The following is a 22485-nucleotide window of genomic DNA, read 5'->3' as shown; positions in this document are numbered from 1 at the left end:
TTGATATTTAAATATTAATTTTTTTATTTCTTCTTTGATAGTAAACCATCAAAGTCAATCCACCAATGATAAGCAATGGAACATATCCATCGATAGGAACAGGCTCTCCCGGGTTACCTGGACCTTCTTCCTGATCTCCCGGATCTGGCATGCCATTTCCAAAAGAAGATGGATTTCCTTCCTCGGCGGAACCATTGGATTCTACTTGAGCAGAATTACTTAACTCTGATTGTTGCTGCACAGTCCTATCTTTTTCAAAGACATTGTCTTGAAACTGAGCAAATGTCATAACACTCAAGGTTATGTAAATTAAGGTCAAATATTTTTTCATCGGTAGTTTAAAACTAAGCATATTTTTCAGGTTGTAAATATATAAAAAATTCTAAAAATTCTAAAAATTATTAACATTAAATAATATTAACAATTATTTTAACTTAATTTCTATTTAATTATCTTCTTTGTTCTAGTAATTCCTGAATTTTCAGCTTTTATGATATAAACACCGGAAGGAATCAAGGCTGCATCCAATCTTATTTCTTTGTCAGACGTTTTGTTGGATTGCACCAATCTTCCGCTGATATCATACAACTCTACTCTACCCAGATTTTTAGAAGACTTCACTACAAAATGGTTCCCGTCTTTATAAACTACAAAATCAGATTTTGCAAATGCATCGTTTCCAAGAACTTCTTTATTTTTATAAACAATCTCAAATCTTGCATCATCGATCCCTTTGTTTGCCGTGAATGTGTAATCCTGCGCAGTAAGATCTGTGTAAGTATTATTGATCTTATCTACCAAATAAATCTGCTGATTGGACGAGAACACACCTTCGCTTTTCCCCAATGAAATTTTATAAGTTCCAGTCGTAGAGTATTTGGTTCCCAAAGGAATAATATCTTCCAAGTTAAGCGGATTGTTTCTAGCCTGAATCTGAAGTTTCTGAGTATTCAGTTTGGAATAGAAAGAATCATCACCTATCGATAGAAGATCCGCATCATAATCTGCATCATAATTATTGGTGGCACCATCCATATGCGCCACGAGGATTGTATTCACAATATTAAATGGCGATGTCAATTTCAGCCAATAACGGTTGATTCCACTTTGTGAATTTTTACTATTATAAAAATACCCTGTGTTGTTATTGGTTCTAATGGAGTTATCAAACTTCAAAATAGCCGTGTTTGGCGTAGTTCCTGTAGGTGCAGTTCCTTTCATTTCTACGATGAAACCTTGAGCCACTTTTATAAACTCGTTTGGAATATCCAGTGTTGGGCTTTCTGTCTCATTACCATCTACTCCAGTTGCAGGCACTCCTCCGGCAAGAGACAAAATTGCATAATTATTTGGTGTATATGCAGACCCACCTTGAGATGTTGGCGCTCCAGGCACATTGGTCCAGAACCAAGCTTTACCCAAAATATGATCGCTATTCTTCTTTCCATCACCGTGATCTAAATTAAAGAATTTGATAAAGTCGATATTGGATGGGTATGGATTTCCAATCATATTATAACCGTGTGTATATTCAGTTGTTCCAATAAAAGTATTTTTAGACTTTTGAATTCCTACGCTGTAAGTACCATTGTTTGCAATTCCTGTGAAAGTAAATTGATCTGCTACAGGCACATTTGATGGGTAATCTACCAAATATCTATCTTTTCCTCTAATCGCATAAGCTTTTGCAGGGATAAATTTAGCGTCTGTTGCTGCTTTAAATTTATCATTTGGCTCGTTGTACTCATAGATTCTGCTGTTAGGTGTCCCTTCGGAAAATCCTCCTAGATTGTGTAATGTAGCATTAGCTCCACCAGAAGTATTTAATAAATTTTGTCCTGTCACAGGTGTTCCCCAATATGTGTAATCCATCTTACGCATGTGTGTATCACGTTTCACAAGAATTTTTCCTGCGTTGGATACTGGATTAGTTTGCAATAATGTAGCATCGCTTTCCAATACCAAATTGTCATTGTTTACATTATTGGTAATATTAATAGCATCTGTCACTTTTAGAGAGCTGTTTGCATTGATGTTAACTTTTCCTGTTTCTGCGATGGTCAATGATTTGGCTTCTGCGTTATTGATGTTGATAACAACTGATTTTGTAGCCGGAACGCTCACACACTTGTCAGCATCCGGAACCATTGTTGGAAACCAGTTGCCATTATTGCTCCACAGATTATCTACAGTTCCTCGGAACTCATGTTTTAATCTTTGGATAGATGCAGAAGTAGCTGTTTTTTCACATGTCCCTAATGTGGATTTCGCCTCGTAAGTGGTTGCGATTGATGGTGCTGCGTAAACAGTTGTTGCATTTGTCGAAGCAACATAAGGAATAGTTAATGTTGCATCGGTATATAACCCTGTGACTGGAGTCCAAGTAATTTTTGGTGTTACATTTACTTTTACATTATCAATTAACCATCCATAATAATTACCAGAATTATCATGACTCATTTCAAAACCAATGTAAACTTGAGAATTACCAGCTAAAGAAGACAAATCTATAACCTCAGACTTCCACATAGAATTATTAGGAATTGAAGAATTAGTGAAACTGCTCCAATTTGGATAACTATCCATATCAAACTGAATATAGTTTATATCTGTAGACCCCACTCCAGAATAAAAGGACATGGGCATTAAGTTGAAGTTTGTACCATCTATCGAATAATAAAGATTTCCGTAATCATAATCCAATCCTTCCATTGCAGCAATATGATCAAAAGTTAGAGTTGCATTTGCTGCATTAGTAAGATCAATTGGTGATGATAATTCCATATCCATATAACCATTTGCAGAACCGGAATAATTCAATCTAATAGATTTTGTGCCTTCGGATGAATTAGAACTAATAATTGTAAAATTAGAATTTGCTAACGGCGATGCAAATAAATCAAATTTTGTATTACCATTTTCAAAGCCTTCATTTACAATTGGTATAGCCAAACTTCCCGAAACATCCAATTTAACATAATCCAAGACACAAGCATCAGCTCCAACTGGAGATAATGTCGATGTCAGTATGATGTCTGTTGGCGCCGGATTAACTGTAACCGTAATATTTTGTGTTGTAGTAACTAAACCAGAATTACCCGTAACCGTATAAGTTGTTGTAGCCGTAGGACTTGCTACCACACTTGCACCTGTCGTAGAACTCAACCCTGTTGCCGGTGACCAAGTGTAAGAGTAAGCTGTCGCACTAGAAGCGGTAAGTGTAGTAGAAGATCCACTACAAATTGGTAATGTCACAGAAGATGTAATGGTAATTGGATCTGGAGTAGGCTGTATTTTCACAGTATCTAGAAACATATTATTTCCATTACTGCCTAAGAAATTAAAACCTATAAAGAAATTACTACTGTTTGCCAAAGCGCTAGGAATAGTAACTACTTGTTTTTCCCATCCGGATACAGTTGCACTATACCTAGGAATGAAAGATCCTGCATTTACCCAACTTGTCCCATCAAGGGAATATTGCACTTGAACACCTTCTGTTGTTGCAGTCGTAGAATACCCATTATCTCTATTAAAATAAAATTCCACATCAACACTTGTATTTCCCAAAGAGGATAAAGGCATACTTGATAATCTTTCATCTTCAGAAGTATTAAAAGAATTAAATCTTACCATATGATCTCCTTCTTGTGTAGAAGTTGTAGGATTTGTTCCACTTGCAACAAAACTAATTCTTGTACTTGACGGAAATTGAACTTTCCAACAATTAGGTATGGTTGCAGAATTAAATCCTTCTGCTATTGCAATAGGAGTTACAACACAAGATGTTGTAAAAGTCTCTCTACTACTCCAAGCACTAACAGCCGCTCCACACCCTTTCGTTCTTACCCAAAAATAATAGGTAGTTCCAGCTGAGAGTGCTGATAGATTTGCAGTCAAAACATTCCCAACAACTGCTCCGCTTGGCGTAGTTCCAGCAGATGGTGCTGTGTTAGTTGTGCTGTAATAATAATCATAACCTTTTATTGCGCCGGTTGCAGGTGCAGTCCAGTTGATCGTTGCAGTGGTTGTAGTAACTGTAGTTGCAGGTGCTACTGTTGGAGCACTCACGCTCACAGTTGCATCCCCAAGGTCTAAGAACAAATTCTCAGTTTGGTTATTGGATCCAACACCACCACTTGTATAATATTGATTTTGGAAATTAAGATCAATACCTGTGATAATATCTGTGGTATTGTTGACACAAAGTACATCAGCAAATTTAATAGTTGCTTTATAAATGGTCGGATCAGTCTGCTGAACAAATTTTACCAATGTAGCTCTATCACCAAAGTTTTGAGCCCCTGTATGATTGAAGGTTGTAGCACCTACACGAGCACCCGCATACATCCATATTTCCGCTTGTCCGCTGGTGTAGAAATCCGACCCCGGAACATAATCCTTGAAATATACATCAATAGAATTATTCACAGTATTATTAGGGGTAACAGCTGTTGTATAAACTTCGTAGTTTACACTTAGTTTTCCGTTTTTGTTAGTCGTTCCATCCCAGAAACCACCACCGCTTGCTGAGTAGCCACCATATTTCATTGGTCCGCCGTTCAGTTGGTAACGGAAAGAGTAATAAGTATCGGCTTGTCCAGATATAGGTGTAATACTACCTTTCCATTCGTCGTTATTTCCAGACTCTCCATGATAAGTTGCGGAAATCCAAGAACCAGTCCACGCCGCAGATGATGGATCTACATCTGTTGCATTTTTTGAATACCATACTTGTAATCCTGCTCCTGCTCCAGCTCCTGGTGTTACGCCTGGCTCATAAGTTTGTCCATAAATTTCAACTGCTGTTCCAGTGGTTGTCGTAGAAACTCCTGGATATTGGATATTGGCGTAATCAACTGCGTCGGTTGGTGTTGAACGGATGTCGACGGCATCTATATAAATATTGTATCCAGTATTTCCACGCAATAAAAATCCGACATATAAAATAGGTTGATTTCCAGCACCAGCAGGCAAAGTAAGTTTTTTTAAACTCCATCCTGTTGTTGCATTATATCGTAATATTTGTGGGCCAGCATCTATCCAAGTAGTTCCATTTGTTGAATATTGTACGGTAACACCTTCAGTTAAATAAGAAGTAGCTCCTCCAAGTGCGGAATGGTACCATTGAAATTGTACATCTACACTAGCCACTCCAGTTGAAGTAAGCGGCAAACTAACTAGTCTTGTTGCTGAAGTATTATTATATGAATTATAATAAACCATATTTGTCCCCTCAAAAGGAGCAGAAACGGTTGGGTTTGAGCCACTCGTAGGAAATGTTATAGCTAAACTTCCAGAAACATTTTGTTGAGACCAGCAAGTAGGAATAGTCGCAGCATTAAATCCCTGAATTAATGGCAAATTAGCAATTGCACACGCTGTAGTAAAATTACTTACAGTCGAGTAGTAAGTCGTTCCTCCAGCATTAGTTGCATATGCTCTGTAATAATATGTTGTAGATGGATTTAGTCCACTAAGAGTTGTACTAAAAGTTCCACCAGCAGAACCACTAAAACCTGTCCCAGCTACTTGTGCTCCTGTACCACCTGTGAAACCAGATGTAAGACTATATTCTATACCATAACCTGTAACAGTAGAACATCCTAACGCACTAATATTACTTCCAGTTATAGTTGCTCCGTTTGAAATTATACTTCCCGCAGTTCCGTTGGATGATAAAGTAGGTGTTGTGTTTATACCTGAGCCAGATGCTGCTACATTTACGATAGATGCAATCCCACCTCCAGTAATTGGAATATTCCCAGCATAAGATTGTACTAAGATTGGATTAAATTTCACAAAAACTGTTTGAGACAAACTACCAGAAGTAGGCGTTAATGTTAGAGTTGATGTATAAGTTCCTCCTGAAGTAGTAGAATAAGTATATCCTGCCAATGCACCAACCGTAACATCACCCGTAAGATTTCCACCTGTAAGTGTAAATGAATTAGCAGCTGTAGTCGTGTTGATACAAACATTTCCAAAAGCAGTTAATGTTCCTGCTGTTACAAATGGTGATGTTGATTCAATTACTAATTGCATTTGGTTTCTATAATTAACCAGAGTCCCTGTAAGTGATATAGATGCAGGATCAGGGTTAGTCGTATCATTTTGATAATATAAACCAGAATTCGTTGTAGCACTTGGAGCTGTTGGAGTAAAAATTCTAAAATAAGTATCACTTGAGGAACCACGGGATCCAAGTTGATTCTCATCTACTGCAACAACTAAATTATTAGTATTATTATAATTAAACGGAGTTGTAAGAGTTATTTCCATCCATCCAGCACTACTCGGAGGCGTAACCGTACCAGAAAAAACTTGAGTCATTGCACCTGCTAATATCCAATCTGCACCAGAAGAAAAACTAGATTTTGAGGTATGACCTAAATATATAGTCCAGTTATTAGAATTATTTAAGGCAGTTGCATTTGAATAAAATCTTAACTTGGTAATGGATCCTGCAGTATTAATTTCTGCTTTGGGAATAATTTGTTCGGAAAAAGAATAGCTGTACCAAGGTACTACTGGCAATTTACTTCCGACGTTTGTACCACTACCAATAGTAATTGTCTGCCCCCAAACATTCCCCCATAAAAAAAGAAGAATTGGTAGCAAAAGGATTTTCGAAAAATGTTGAAGAGATCGTCCGCGCGGAGTGGATAAACTTTTTCTCATATAAGTGTTGTTATTTTTTTATTTTATATCCTAAAAAAGGATTGCAAATGTAATTAGATTTTTAATATCTACAATCAATTATTATTAATTTAACAATAATCCAAACATTCATTTAAAAAATCCAATATGGAAACATCAGGAGACAAGAATGTATAAATATGATTAATAAAGGATTAATGATAAAAAACACCCCAAAATGAGGTGCTTTTAGTTTAAAATATTCCATCGAAAAAATCTGCATTTTTCGGAGGCTTATCATTTTATTTAATGATTTTTTTCGTTTTCAGATCTCCGGAATTCTCTGTCTTGATAATATACATTCCAACTGACAAATCAGAAACATTGATTTTGAGCATTTGCTGGCTGGTCACAAAATTTTTCAGCAGTTGTCCAGTCATATTATAGACTTCGATTCTTCCCAGATTTTTGCGGGATTTGATAACGAAATCTTCACCATCCCTGTAGATTTGGAAATCGGAAGTTTTACTTTCGCCATTTCCAAGCACTGTGTTTTCTTTATAAACAATTTCAAAACGATTCTCACTCAAACCTTTGACTGCGGCGAACGTGTAATTTTCGTTTTGCAGATTGGTGTAGGTATTCGTTTGTTTGTCGTGCAGATAGATATTTTGTCCGTTGGCAAAGATGCCCTGTTTATCTTTCAAAGCGAAAGTGTAATTGTCATCTTTGTAGAACTGCGCACCCAACCTCATCACATCTTCACTGATTTGATTGCCATTTCTCCCTTGGATGCTGAGTTTTTTAGAATCATTTTCCGCAAAAGTGAATAAGGCATCGGAACTGAGAGATGACAATTCGGAATCAAATTTGTCAAGAATATTCTGCGCATTCTCTTTATAAACTACAGCTGTGGTATTAGTCAACTGGGAAGGCGAAATCAACTGTAACCAAAAAGCGTTCTTCTGTTGATTTTGTTTTGCAAAGAAAACGCCAGCACCAGCAGTTCTCATTGTATTTTTGAAAGTTACAGATGGACTTGCCACGCCAGATTTAGCTTGAACAATGAAGCCTTGTGCCACTACTATTTTTCCGTTCGGGATTTTGCTGGCCTCGTTTTGAGTTCCTGTTCCTGGATTTCCAATTTCTGCACTTGCATTATAAGTCGCAAAATTGTTAGTTCCATAAGCATCATATCCGCTTCCCATCTGTGAAAGAGCATTGTTTCCTGTATTATCCCAGAAATAAAGCGTATTCTCTATCTGAGATTCATTTTCGGCATAAAATTGATCTGCATTGATATTAGACGCATAAGGATTTCCTATCAAATTAAATCTCTGACCCGTAGCTGCTAGACCCACAGTAGCGTTGCCATTATTAGGTGCTCCGAAAAACACGGCATTGGAATTTCCAGAATTTTCGCCTTTGATGGAATAACCAATCGCTTTGCTGAAATTTCCAGAATTAACTACAGTATAACGATCTGTAAGGGTGTTGTATGTAAAAACCTTTTTCGGTGCTACAACATTTCCGGATTGATAAAAATTATATAAATCCTGTCCAGAAACCGGCGAACTCCAGAAATTGTACTGAATAGCGGGAACAGACGCATCCCTCTTCACACGGATATTTCCTGTATTTGCAACAGATGAATTGTTTTGAATCAAATTGGCGCCACTTTCCACAACCAAAGTTTTGATAGTTGAGATTCCATTGTTATTAATCAACTCATCATCCACAGTCACAGATTGCCCGCTTGGAATGGTAAGTCCTACTCCATTACTAATTGTTAATTTCTTAGCAGAGAAAGATGGTGGCGAAGTAAGATCTGTTGCGATGATGGCTGGACTTGTGATTACAGGACCCGAGCCATTGTTCCATTCTCCAGCCGTTGCTCCAGCATTTGGAATCCATGTAACGATTTTATTGATATTAAGTTTCAGACTTTTGTAAGGTCCAACCCCCCAGATTCCACCACTTACATTATCCGTCGTATCCTCGGTTCCGCCATAGATGTATCCGCCAGAGTCTTTTTGAAATCTTGACGCTATATAATATGTCCCAGCAGGTAGGTTTACACCAAATTCCTGAATCATATATTCATCATTGTTATCCGTAAGGTAAGATTGGAAACTGTTGATGGTTGCTTCTTGCCATTGAACTTCTGCCCAAGTATTAGGGTTTGTATTGCTTGTGCTGTAACCAATCCACGCTCTGATTCCCGGTGCTTGTCCTGCACCCGGTGTAGAACCTGGCACAAAAACCTGAGCATAAACATCAATTCCTACACCTAAATAAGCATCGGTTTCCATCTTTGGCGACTGAATGTTTGCCCAATTGGCAGTTCCGGATGTTGCTGCACTGTTCACTACCACTGTTGCCACATTACTTGCCGAAGAATCACAAGATCCGCCTCCCGTACTGGCAACGGCATAATAATAAAATGTCCCCGAAGTGTAAGTATTCACGACATAAGAAGAATTGGTTTCCCCAGGAATTGCCACTCCTCCAGCATTGGAATTGCTTGTATTTCTATACCATTGATATGACAATGAACCCGAGGCATTGCCTGATGCGGTTACCGAAAGTGTTGTATGTGCATATAAATTTACAGTCTGCGTCACCGTTGGCTGCGTGGTAATTTTTGTGGTTTGCAAAACTGTAAGTACACCCGGATCATTATTTAAGATTCCGTTTTGTCCGCCCAATACTTCTGTACAATCTCCAATTTTAAATTTAAAACCGTAATAATAAGTTCCTGCTGATAGCGTGTTTGCAGGAATAGTGTAATTATATTCGTCTTTTGTTCCGTCTATGCTTGCGCCTTGCGTATTGTGAGTGGCATCCACCCAAGTCCACGCACTTGGATTGTTGGATAATCCGTAACCAAATTTTGCCGAAAGATTAGAGAATGGTGTTGCGTCGTTATTAGTAATTCCAGCAGCACCTACTCTTCCATAAACCGTGAATGCTGCATTTTCACAAACGGTTCCGGTTTTCGGACTTTGAATTATTGCCGAAGAAATCGGTGGATAAATCGTTAAATCGCTGCCATTGTTCCCTCCTGCAACATTGGGATTACTCGATACTACTCTTATTCTGTAACCTGTTCCATAAGCAGTTCCCGTTGGAATTGTTGCAGAAATAGTTCCAGATGTGGTAGAAGTTAATGTTCCAATAGTTTGAGGTGTAGCAAATGAACCCGTCGCATTTGACAACTGCGCTGTAAAAATATTTCCAGAACCGAAAGTTCCAGTTGCCGTGTAAGGAACATCGACTGATGAACCTGCACAAATGGTGGTTGGAGTAATATCATTCGCAGAAACATTTGGACCCGGCGCCATTGTCATCGCTCCTGTGTAAGGATTGAAAGTGACTGTTACCGAGGCATTACTGTAAGAAGCACCATATCCCGTAACTTGAGATGTTGTTCTGTACAAAAATTTCGTTCCATTAATAAAGATATCGAATCCAAATCCGCTTGTATAAGATGTGGTTAAAGTATAAACCTGATTGGCCGCATCATAAGTTGTATTGACTTGAGTTCCCCATCCACCAGCATAACCTCCCGAAGCAAACTTAACGATTCCAACATTTGTCATTGTAGAAGTGGTCATTAATGACGTGAATGTATTTGTACCATTGTACTGCCCCCAAGTGTCTTGGCTAATAGTAATATCTCCAGTTTGACTTCCCGAACCATTAATATTATTTAGGATGAATTTTTTCTGAGGATTAATATTATCTGAATAAAAACCGCCTCCTGCTGCATCATCAAATTTAACTGATGGATTTGCAACATTATTTCCCGGCCAGCCAGATGCTTCTACAGGATCAAATTTATAAAGATTTACTCTACCAGCATTTGTGGTTGTAAAGTGAAGTTTTCCTTGCCCAAAAAGCATGGTCACTCCACAAAGGAATAACCATAAGAAAAGTTTTTTCATCAGGTATTTGTATTTTTAAGGTCTGGCGCAAAATTAAATTAATTAATTCATAACCAAATTTTGATGAATCAGCCTAATAGATTGATTATTATTTTGAATTATTAATACAATCAAATCACTATAACACAAACTATTAAAAAATAATAGATTATCATTAACTATTATGAACTAAAAATTAATAAAATAAAAAAAACACCTCAATTGAGGTGTTTTTTATGATAAGTACAAATGATAATTTACTTAATAATCTTCTTGGTTTTGATATCGCCAGAATTTTCTGCTTTGATGATGTAAACTGCATTCGGCAAATCCGAAGCATCGATTGTCAAAGTGTTTTCTTTGGAAGATAATTGACGAACCAATCTGCCTCCGGTGTCATAAATCTCTACTCTACCTAGTTTTTTAGAAGACTTCACTACAAAAGTATTTCGATCTCTGTAAACTATAAAGTCAGATTTTGAGGTTTCATCATTTCCAAGAACCGAACTTTCTTTGTAAACGATCTCAAAACGGGTTGCATCTACACCTTTTACTGCGGTGAAAGTATAACTTGTTTCTGTACTAAGATTAATATACTTGTTCAGCAACTTATCTTTTAGGAAGATATTTTGAGTTCCATTGAAGATCCCTTCCGGTGTTTGCAAACCAATCGTGTAAGTTCCATCTACTGAAAATGCGTTGCCTAGAGTTACGACATCTTCGTTTGAGAAGTTTCCATCTTTCCCTTGTATTGCCAATTTTTTAGCGCCAAGAACAGAATAAAAAGAATCGGAACCTACAACAAACAACTCACCATCAAAATCGGTTTCGAAACCGTTGGTCGCGCCTGGAATGTAACCTAGCAAAATCGTATTCACCATATTTTTTGGTGACCTCATCGTAAGCCAGAATCTGTTTTTAGCAGCGCCTTTTTGGTAGAAAGTTCCATTATCTGTTACTCTCATTCCATTATTAAAATCCAATGAAGTAGAAGCTTTAACCTGAACGATGAATCCTTGCCCTACTTTTACATTTCCGTTTGGAATAATTCCACTTGGATTTTCTGGATCATAATCGGCGTGATCAAAAGCTGGAGGAACGCCACCGGTTCCATTATAAACGGCGTAATTATTACCTGTATATCCCGATCCCATTTGTGTCGAAATATAAGTAATGTTGGTCCAGAACCAAGCTGTATTATACATCTTACTGCTGTTCAAAGCATAGAACGTATCAAAATTCATATTTGAAGGATAAGGATTTCCTACAAGATTGTAACCTTTGTCCGCTCCAGCGGATCTTGTTAAAGCTGGAGAAGTAATATCTCCATTGTTTGGCACACCTGTGAAACTGTAGGTTTTGTTGTATCCATTTGCTAAAACATTTTCTGCACGGATGGAATATCCTTTTCCCGCCTGGAAATAAGTATCTGGCGTCGTTACGAATTTGTCATTAGCTTCATTATATTGTTGATAGCCCGTTGATGGAGTATTTGGTGAGAATCCATTTACTCCTTTGATTAGCTGTTCAAATACCGGTGAACTCCAGTACACATAATCTACCTGAGCACCAGTACCCGTTGCTTGATTATTCATATTCACAACGTTTCTTTCCACTTTTATAGCACCTTCGTTCACGATGTTATCAACCTGAATTAAGTTAGCATCACTTTCCACCACGAAACTATTAAGCGTCGTATTACTATTGGTAATTTTCTTTTTGACTTTGATTGGATGGTTTGGTTTTACCATTACAGTTCCAGTAGAGTTTACAGTTAATGCGCAAACATCCAAAGCACCATTTACCTGTGTGTCATAATTTCCAGCGATGATGACTTTACTCGCTAATATTGGTGTTCCATTGGACCAGACATTAGAAGTAGTCCAAGTATTATTAGCTTCTTTAATTTGAGCGGCATTAGTCGCTGTGAAACAAGTAGCAGTATTTTCCCTTACCTGACAATAATATTGATAATTATTAAGTCCTGTAATATCACTGATATTCAAAGTCTCTGATGTCGCTCCAGAATACACGCCTCCATTTGCAACAGCTGTCCAACTGGTTCCGGAACTTGGCAAAACATACCATTGATAAGTCAAACCTAATCCTCCAGCGACTCCTTCCGTAGCGGAGATGGTCATAGAAGAATTATCCACTTCACAAGATAATGTATAACTTGGGTGTGTGTTCACCACTGGTGCAATTTTCACTACTGGCGCTTGCCCGACATCCGACAAACATTGATTTGCTACTAAAAATTGATTGGTCCATTGTGAGCTTACAAAAGTTGTACTTGGAGATAGATTTTCGTTCTTTCGTCTAAGGTAATATCCAGTCGTATTCGGTGCATGGACTACATCTACTACCGTAGATCCGTTCATCAACCTAAGTCCGTCATCTGCATTAAATCCAGTAGCTCCGAAACTTCCATTGCCCGTAAGAATGCTGGTGTAATTACAAGATGACTCATCATTAACTCCAATTACCGCGACCGCGCCTGCCGCCAATGTGCCTGAAAGGTTGGCATAAGTATAATAAGGTTCGTTTGGCAAATCATTATGATCTCTACTTCTTTGAATAGAATAAGTACTCAGATTGACAGCAACACCTGTTCTGTTAAAAATAGTTACCAAACCACCGGAACCTGTTTTTACATCATAAACTTCATAGATCACCAAGTCCGATGCGGTGCTTGAACCACCCGAAGTAGCTTCACAACTGGTGAGATCAGAAGTCGTAACATCAAATGTGTGCGTAAAATTACAGCCATTTGCTAAGGTGACGATGAAGTTTGCATCAAGCGCACCAGCCGGAACTGCCACTTCTAGTTTAGAGGTCGTAGCGGATATTGGTGACACAGTTGCACCATTATAGGTAATAGTAGCTGTGCTCAGATTATTGATTGATGATGTAAAAGTAACAATGGTATTTGCAGGACCCGAAGCAGGTGATGCAGCAATCGAGACTGAAGCCGTAGAGCAGGTACCCGTCCCTTGAATTCTGAAAGTATAAGGATTTTCATCACTATCATCATTTGCGATGCTTACATCCGCCTCACGGATTCCCGCTGCTGTAGGACGGAATAAGATTTTAAACGAAGTATTGACACCATTTACAACCGGAGAAACAGCCTGTTGTGTCACGATAAAGTCTGACGCATTAGCACCTACAATATTAATAATTGGGGTTCCGGTAAGGTTAAGATTTGCTAATCCTAAGTTTTCTATAATAAATTCTTTTTCTGGAGAATCAGAACCTAAAGCCGTTGAAAGTAATATTGTATTATTAAACGGATAAGGTGTGTCAGCCTCATTAGGAATATTATTACCACCTCCCTTGATGTTGATTTCTGCGTTTGCGGGTTGTGTAATTGTGATTGTGTAATCCTCTACTTCACCATAAGCATAAGTTCCGCAAGGTGTTAAGTTAATAGGAATGCTTGGACTATTGTAATATTGAGTTGCAACTCTCATTCTAGTATTACCTAGGGTAGCGGTAGATGGCACTGTAATATTAAGGGGGGACAAACTTGTTAACTCATTAGTTCCTGTGAATGCATCTCCCAAATCGTAATCTTCTCCGGCATCATTAAAATCTCCATCTTGGTTCCAATCTATCCAAGCCTTAGTATAATTTTGGAAACCATCTGTATTCACATTAACATTTAGGGAATAACTACCTCCACGCAATAATGTTGTAGAAATTGATGTATAAGGACTGTATGCATTAGTACTTGTCGATGTATTATCAATCGTATTAAATCGTACTCGGGTAATTCCCGTAGGATCTGGAGTGGTGCCTTGAGATTCGCAATACGTAATTACTGGTATCGCACAAACCTCAACCCCATCACTCCAAACAGAACCTCTTCTTACAAATATTTTAAAACAATAATTAAGACCGTTCGTAAGTCCGGCAATCGTTTTAGAACTTACAGATGTGCTTGTTGCGTAAGCTACTCCATTTGCAACATATCCAAAATCACCATTGGTGTAACTTCCGGAAGGTGTAAAAGTAACTGACCCTTGGTTTGCAACAATAATTAATTGATCCCAACACGAAGAAGGTAATGGCACATTCCAATTTAAGGTAACCTGATTGGTTCCCACGGTTGGTACTAAATTCCGGACATCATCTTGGGCGATAACGTTTAAAGCTCTACCACCATCTGCAGCCGTATTAAATCGTCTTACTGTGCCTCCGTCTTGGTAAGCTAATACTAAAAAGGAATAATTTTGATTTTCTGTTAGCCCCGTTATATTTACAGAAAGGGATGTTGGATTACCTTTATAAAGTAATTTCCCTAAACTAGAAGGAACTGCACTATTTGTTACAGCTGAAAAATTTGAATCTGCATTGCTATAATCACCTAAAGCATTCGTTAAAGCTCCCGAAGGCGTTGTTGCACTAGCAACAGCAAAAACCATGTATCCTGTTGGGGTAACACCTGATGCAGGAGCAGTCCACTTAATGGTTCCTCCATCGTCAGTCAAACAAGCCGTTGTATTTGTTACTGTGTTTAAATTCCCATTAAATGTTGTGGTAAAAGTTTGAACTAATCCATACACATAATTTGTACCGTCAAAAATATAAGCTCGATACGAATACGTTGTGCCTTCTGCCAATACGTTACCTGTATTTTCAGCATAAGCATTAGATGCTAAAGTTGCTGTCTCTACTAACTTAGAAACATTTGAACCAAGAACTACGGGAGAAGAATTTAAAGCTGTAATTGAATACACAAAACCTCTTTCTATACTTGCAGAACAAACGCCTAAGGTTGTAGCAGAAGCTCTAAGATTTGCACTTCGATAATCTACATTATTAGCTGAATTTATGTCTGTAGTAACCGATTGTGCGGTAATATTTGAATTCCCAGAGACATTCTTAGTTACATTTGGAGCAGCACCTCCAGAAACTGTTATTGTTCCATTATATGTTTGATTTGATGCTGTTGGCGTTAAACGAACATAAATAGTTTTAGTTGCTAACGTTCCTCCCAAATGTGAGAAGCCCGTAATCGCACTACCTCCTAGAGTTTCTGAATACGTATAACCCGCTATTGCAGAAAAATTAATTGTTCCAGCTTTTAAATTAGTTCCGCTAATTGTAAAAGATTGATCTCCAAAAGAACCATTACATACTGTTCCAAAAGCTAAATTACCACTGCTTAAGGTTAACGTTTCTGTAACGGCAGTAACAGTTAAATTATTTGAAGTTAAATTGGATACGGAAGTGAGTTCGCTACCATTGATGATAACATTAAAATTTGTAACATTAGTATCAAAATCTGTATTATCATACGCCAAAGTTACTGTTGCACTTGTGGCAGAATTGTAAGTAATACTTTGAATGCTGACTCCGGCCGGTGCGTTGCCCAAGGTAAAATTAGCAGCACTTAATGTCGCATCTGCAAAAGTCGTATTATTGAGAGTCAAATTGACCGTTGCTCCATTGAGCGTTGCTTCATTTAATGTTCCAGAAGCGGTTACACTTGGTGCTGACGCAGTTGTGAGATTACCCGTAAGCTTCGTTAGATTATAACAAGTTCCAGTGCTATTATATTCATATACCGCAAAATGATAATTGGTACCCGTAGCCAATCCTGTTAAATTGACCGATGTTCCCGTTCCATCGTACACCACATAATTCCCTGCTCCGATTTGTGTTCCCGAACCAAAAGTAGCATTAGCAGTATAAGTATTTCCACTCGCAGGATCTGCATCTACAGCACTTCCTGACTTTGCCAAAACTAAAACCCTATCCCCAGATCCTCGTGTCCAGCTTGCTGTTGCAGTCGTTTGCGTACCAGCTGAACTTGAAAAAACGGAGGCTTGTGTGGATGGTGATGTGCAAGTAGAAATAAGTTTCGTTATAGAAACATCGTCCATTGTCATATTGCTAGAACCCTTTGTAAATGTCCACCTTATAAAACGAGTTGTTGCTTTTAATTGATAAGCTCCTTTTGGTGTACAAGAAGTTGGAAGATCTGTTGAGCCACTCATATTAATAACACTTGTATAAGTGGTTCCGTCATCCGACTCTTGTATCAGCAAAGAAGATGTTGTGCTAGTATTAGATTTAACTGTAAAACTTAATTTATCTGGAGAAGAATCCAAAAACACTATTTTAGAATCCCCGCTAGTGTCAAATTTTGCTCCATTATCGCCACTGCAAGCAAAAGATGTTGTATAGCTGTCTAAAGGCGTATCCGTCCAACCTGAGGGAGTACTATTCCAAACTGTCCGGGTATGTGGTAAAGTTACCTGCCCCCAAACATTACCAAAAAAAAGTATAAAGAAAGAAAAAAGAAGTGTTTTTAAGGCAGGGGAAACCTCACACTTCTGGTTGAAGAATAAATATTTTTTCATATCGTTTAGTGTTTTCTTAACAATACAAATATATATTTATTTTAAATATAATATTAAATTAAAAGAAAATTAACATATAACCCATTTTAAAAATAACATTAATCCATAAAAAAACCACCTGCAACAGATGGTTTTTGATTGATATTTTTTTATTGCATCCTACTTGATAATCTTTTTCGTTTTCACATCGCCAGCATTTTCTGCTTTGATAATGTACACACCCTGTGCTAAATTTTCAACAGGTAGTGTCAAAGTTTTCTCTTTGGAATAGAATTGGCGAACCAATCTTCCGCTTGCATCATACAAGGCTACGGTTCCAAGTTTCTGAGAAGATCTTATAACGAAATGCTCGCCATTTCTATAAACTTCGAAGTTTGATTTGGAAACCTGATCTTGCCCTAAAGCAGATCCATCTTTGTAAACCACTTGAAAACGGTTGCTGTAAGTGCCTTTAGTCGCTTCAAAAGTATAACTGCCTTCACTGCTTAGATTGATATATTTGTTTAATAAATTATCTTTCAAATAAATATTTTGATTGTTATTAAACAAACCTTCCGGATTTTCCAATCTTATGGTATAAGTGCCATTCCCTGCGAATACATTGCCAAGAGCTATGACATCTTCTGTAGAAAAATTGTTCGCTTTTCCCTGAATGGCTAATTTCCTAGCCCCCAAAACTGAGTAAAAAGAATCTGACCCAATAGCAAACAACTCCGCATCGAAATCGGTTTCATAATTGTTACTCGCTCCTGGAATATAACCTACCAGAATCGTATTCACCAGATTATTAGGCGCTTTCATAGCGAGCCAAAAACGATTTTTAGGCGCTGTTTTTTGGTAGAAAGTTCCATTATCTGTCACTCTTACGCTGTTTTTAAAATCCAACGCGCCAGCAATTTTGGATTGAACAATGAAGGCCTGCCCTACTTTTATTTTACCGTTTGGTGCCACTTTATAATTCGGATTCAAATCATCATAAGTGGACTGCACGCCTCCTGTAATATTATAAACCGCATAATTGTTTCCTGCATATCCAGAACCCATTTGCTGTTTTGTGTAAGTATTATTGGTCCAGAAGAAAGCTGTAGCGTAGATTTTATCTGAGTTTAATGCGTGAAACTGGTCAAAATCAATATTAGATGGATATGGATTACCAATCAAGTTGTATCCCTTGTCCGCGCCAGCAGATTTGTCTAATGGTGGCGTAGAGAGATCTCCATTGTTCGGCACACCTTTGAACTCATAGACTTTGCTATAACCATTTGACAACAAGCCTTCTGCACGGATAGCATAACCTTTTCCTGTAAGAAAATCTGCGTCTTTTGTCACCACAAATCTATCGTTAGACTCTTTATATTCCTGATAACCGCTTGCAGGCGTATTGGGTGAAAAACCTTTGATGGCTTGTCCACTCACCGGCGAACTCCAATAAACATAATCGATGGCTGTAGCGGCATCATTGTTCATTCCTGTGACGCTTCTTTCTACTTTTATAGCACCTTCGTTTGCGATGTTATCTGTTTGAATCAGGTTTGCATCACTTTCTACAACAAAACTATTATCCGCTGTATTATTGTTGATGATTTTCTTTTTAACAGTGATAGGATTGTTCGCTTTCACCATCATTGTTCCTCCAGCATTTACGGTTAGTTCGCAGACATTCAACGAGCCGTTAACAGCTGTATCATAATTCCCTTCGATGATGACTTTGCTTGCCAACACAGGCATTTTATTGGTCCAAACACTTGCTGTAGTCCAGGTATTTGTGGCTTCTTTGATTTGAGTCGCATTGGTCGCGGTGAAGCAAGTTGCTGTATTTTCTCTCACCTGACAGTAATATTGATAATTATCCAGACCGACAACATTGCTAATATTAAGCGTTGCAGTAGTTGCGCCTGAATAAACACCAGTATTCGCAACCTCTGTCCAAGTTCCATTGTTTCCTAAAACATACCATTGGTAAGCTAAAGTTCTTCCACCTGTGTAACCTTCCGTAGCGGTAAGGGTCAGTGCAGCATTATTAACCTCACAAGATATCGCGTATGTCGGATTTTCTACAATGGTAGGCGGCGGCGATGGTAGAGCAAGTGTTGGTGCTACTCCTACACCTGTTAAACATTCATCTGTATCTACACTTGTCTCTACCCAATCATTAGCATCAAAGGTAGATTTTGGTGATAAGTTAGTTGCTTTTCTTTTTAGATAATAACCTGTATAATTAGGTGCTTTTACATCATCTATAATTAAAGAGCCTTTCTTGAGTCTGAAACCATCATTATCATTGAACCCATTACTGATCGATCCATTGGTAGGTAAATAAGGACATTTAGAACCACTAACACCTACTAATCCAAGTTCTCCCGCAGCAATTGAACCCGTCAAAGTGATGTATGTATCATTATAAGTTTCTCCATAATCACCCGCTCTTTGAAGAATATAATTATTAAGACTTATGGATGAAGTGGTTCCATTAAACAACGTAATCGTACCACCAGTTCCTCCATTTTCATCATAAACTTCGTAGATTATGAGATCCGTTGCAGGAGTAGAACCTGTCCCACCTGATGTACTTTCACAACCAGAAGCATCTTCTTTGATTAGTGTAAAACTTGTTTCAGAAGGACAAGTTAAAGATGTCGTAGCAATTATATTACCATCTGCTCCAGCAGGAACAGTTGCTTTGATTTCTGTTGCGCTTACATACTCCACTGTTGCATTGGCTGTTCCGAACTTAACTGTAGAACCTGTTACAAAATTACTTCCAGTGATTGTAACTATTGTACCTACTGGTCCCGTTGTTGGGAATGCGTTAATAGTTGGAGGTGTACAAGCTGCGATTACGTTTCCTTTAAAATTAAAATCATTGATACTGAAAGTTCCTCCTAACGCGCTCGCTCCCCATCCATAGATTCTAAAAGTAATTGGAGACGTTAAATTTTGATAGTCTGTGCTTGTCAAATTAATAGAAATTCCATTCGCTGAAGGAATACCTATGTTACTTACATAATCATCAATACTACTTCTAAATGCAAAACTAGTAGGACCAGTTCCAGAAGCTTGACCAGTATATTCAAAACTACTGAGATCAATTCTATAATTATCATTAGGTGTCAATGTAAATTCAAAATAAGCAGTCAAATCTATAGCCGAAGTATTCCATCCATTTGCTGTATAACGATTATTTGCATTGGTGCCTGTAATACCAGATCCTCTTCCAATACCAGACACTTCTATGTTAGCATTCTTAGTATCTCCGATTGTATATGGATTAGAGGTATTAGGATTAGTTCCCGTAATCTCATTACTCCAAATAGAAACAGGCGTATTATTAACACTCAACGTTGCCACATTAGAAGTCAACGTTCCACAAGTATTACTCAAACGAACTCTGTATCGGTAGCCGTTCATGGCCAGCGTTGTAGCTGCTGTGGTGTATGTTGAAGCAGTTGCACTTGGAACATTAGTCCAAGTCGTTCCATTGTTTGTAGAAACTTGCCATTGGTAGTTTGATATATTAGATGCAGTAACAGCAAATGTAGCCGTTGCTCCCACCGTTGCAGATTGATTAGCCGGATGAGTCGCCACTGATACTGGCGAAAGAATGACAACCGTATCATTCATCTCGAATGCAGGTCCCCAGCAACTGCCATTATAGCCACGAACATAATATTTCCCTCCCGTAGTCACGGTGTAGATGTTATTTGTAGAGTTAACAGTAGAAGTCCCATTAGCCGATGTCTGCCAATAATAGCTGACACCCGACTGTGGTTGTAAAGTTCCGTGTTGGTACACAAGATCTACAGACCCGCAAGATGGATCCACATCCACCTCTCCATTTGGCATTGCCGGCACATCGCAAAGTGTCGCTTGGCTTCTTGGATTATTTGTAGGTGCCGTCATGTTGTAGATATAGTTGCCCGAGCAAATGTTGTACTCATAAACTCTGTACCAATAGGTAGTAGAATGTGACAAACCTGTTACTGCTACCGTGTTTCCTAATCCAGCGTAGATCACCTGCTCTCCACTTCCTGCATAAACTGTATTTGCAGTGGGCAAAGCATTGGAGCTGGTAGGGTTTGTAAAGCTATTGGTTGTATTGATTTTAATGATTCTCCCTACGCCGTTTCCTGCAGTCGCATTCACAGTCATTCCATTGATACCAATTGCTGTGAATGTAGAGAGTGTAGATTGTGTTGTAGGCGCAAGACAAGCAGTCACTGTTCCAGACAGAGCAACTTCGGGGCTGGATGACACGCCACCACCGCTTACAACGATGATATGATTACTGGAATTATTATAATTTCCTACTGCCAAGCCAGCTTTTAAACGGACCGAAACTTGTCTAGAGACAGAAGAACCTGTATAAGGCACATTCACTGGTGCATTGCTGTAATCCAACCAAGTGACTCCATTATCAATGGATATTTCATAATCATCTCCGGGGAGAATGCTGACATTAGAACCATCCAAAGTACTACCCGTAATGGTAAAATTCTGCGAAGCAGATGAGCCATTGCTCTCTGAATAGGTAAAGCCGGATAAACTGTTTGGGCTCAATGTAAGTGTAGCTGCATTAAGAACCCAATGCGCGTAGAGTGTAATTGCACTACCAGATACAATGTGGGTATAAACACCTCCTGCACTATAGTTGGCTGATGCGCCACCTGCAGTAGTCTTCCAACCACCGAAAGTGTATCCTGCCCTTGTGAAACCCGAACCATTATTCAAAGTCAATGTTCCAGATTTTACACCTGTGGTTCCATTGTAATATCCAGTTTGAGCAGTTGCCGTTCCTGCACCACCATTGTTACTATAAGAAACCGTGAAACCCCAACGTGCATACAATGTATGGTCTGAGGATATTGCATAGCTTGTGGTTCCTGCGTTATAATTAGTTCCTGTACCTGAAATATTAGTATTCCAACCAGAAAAACTGTAGCCAGACTTAGCCATTGTCCCGGCTGCTGCAAGTGTTGTAGAACTAGCTGTTACAGCAGAAGGTACAGTTCCTGACGTATTATCGTTGCCGTTGTACGTAAGTGTATATGTTGTAGCATCCTCACAAGTAAGACTAATATTACTAATTCCTTTCTGACGTGCATCACCAGATCCATCTATAAATCTTATTTTTCTAAGACCTGTATACGAGCTCAAATCGACAGTTTGTGAAACACAACTAGAAGCACTGGAAAAATCAATGGTAGCCACCGTAGCCCAAGTTGTATAAGCTGCATTTGTAGTAATTTGTAAAGTCATCGTCCTAGTAGACAAACTGCCACTTCTTTTTTTGGAAAAAGATAAATTTTGTGGATTGTTTACTTCTGAACTTGTAACAGAATCTCCCGAAGAATCAAAACCAAAAACAGCACCTCCACAACCTTGAAAATTCCCTGTTCCTGAGCCTACCCAAGTTAAATCATCGCAAGTCTGCCCCCAAGCAGAAACCCCAACGAACATAAAAAAAAGAAGAAAAAAAGCCTTTGCTGATTTGACAAGAAAAAGTGTTCTCTGAGAGAATAAATTTGTTTTCATTTTCATTTGTTTACTTA

General features: G+C 38.4%; 5 protein-coding genes. All 5 read right to left on the bottom strand.

The window, feature by feature from the left end; all coding sequences use genetic code 11:
* Positions 1–7: 7 nt before the first annotated feature.
* The 5 genes from B0I22_RS14285 to B0I22_RS14265 all read right to left on the bottom strand — a co-directional run bounded on the left by B0I22_RS14285 (position 8) and on the right by B0I22_RS14265 (position 22468).
* Positions 8–241 (bottom strand): hypothetical protein, encoded by a 234-nt coding sequence (locus B0I22_RS14285; protein ID WP_133945988.1) that lies wholly within the window; start codon positions 239–241, stop codon positions 8–10.
* A gap of 200 nt (positions 242–441) precedes the next feature.
* A complete protein-coding gene (locus B0I22_RS14280) occupies positions 442–6681 on the bottom strand; it encodes a T9SS type A sorting domain-containing protein (RefSeq protein ID WP_133945986.1) in 6240 nt (2079 codons plus the stop codon).
* Between the two features lie 260 nt (positions 6682–6941).
* Positions 6942–10586 carry a T9SS type A sorting domain-containing protein gene (locus B0I22_RS14275; protein WP_133945985.1) on the bottom strand — a complete coding sequence of 1215 codons (3645 nt, stop codon included), beginning with the start codon at positions 10584–10586 and terminating at the stop codon, positions 6942–6944.
* Between the two features lie 236 nt (positions 10587–10822).
* The gene (locus B0I22_RS14270; protein WP_133945983.1) at positions 10823–16936 is read right to left on the bottom strand and encodes a GEVED domain-containing protein; all 6114 of its coding nucleotides are present in this window, start codon (positions 16934–16936) and stop codon (positions 10823–10825) included.
* A gap of 159 nt (positions 16937–17095) precedes the next feature.
* Complete coding sequence (locus B0I22_RS14265; protein ID WP_166668247.1) at positions 17096–22468, bottom strand: InlB B-repeat-containing protein; 5373 nt, start codon at positions 22466–22468, stop codon at positions 17096–17098.
* Positions 22469–22485: the final 17 nt, after the last annotated feature.

It is taken from the genome of Epilithonimonas xixisoli (assembly GCF_004365655.1).
Classification (GTDB): Bacteria; Bacteroidota; Bacteroidia; order Flavobacteriales; family Weeksellaceae; genus Epilithonimonas; species Epilithonimonas xixisoli.
The sequence above is the reverse complement of the archived record's forward strand: the minus strand, read 5'-3'. Positions and strand labels throughout refer to the sequence as shown.

Coding starts and splice junctions, on each gene's coding strand:
- B0I22_RS14275 (WP_133945985.1), bottom strand. CDS start 10,586: ATGAAAAAACTTTTCTTATGGTTATTCCTTTGTGGAGTGACCATGCTT.
- B0I22_RS14280 (WP_133945986.1), bottom strand. CDS start 6,681: ATGAGAAAAAGTTTATCCACTCCGCGCGGACGATCTCTTCAACATTTT.
- B0I22_RS14265 (WP_166668247.1), bottom strand. CDS start 22,468: ATGAAAACAAATTTATTCTCTCAGAGAACACTTTTTCTTGTCAAATCA.
- B0I22_RS14270 (WP_133945983.1), bottom strand. CDS start 16,936: ATGAAAAAATATTTATTCTTCAACCAGAAGTGTGAGGTTTCCCCTGCC.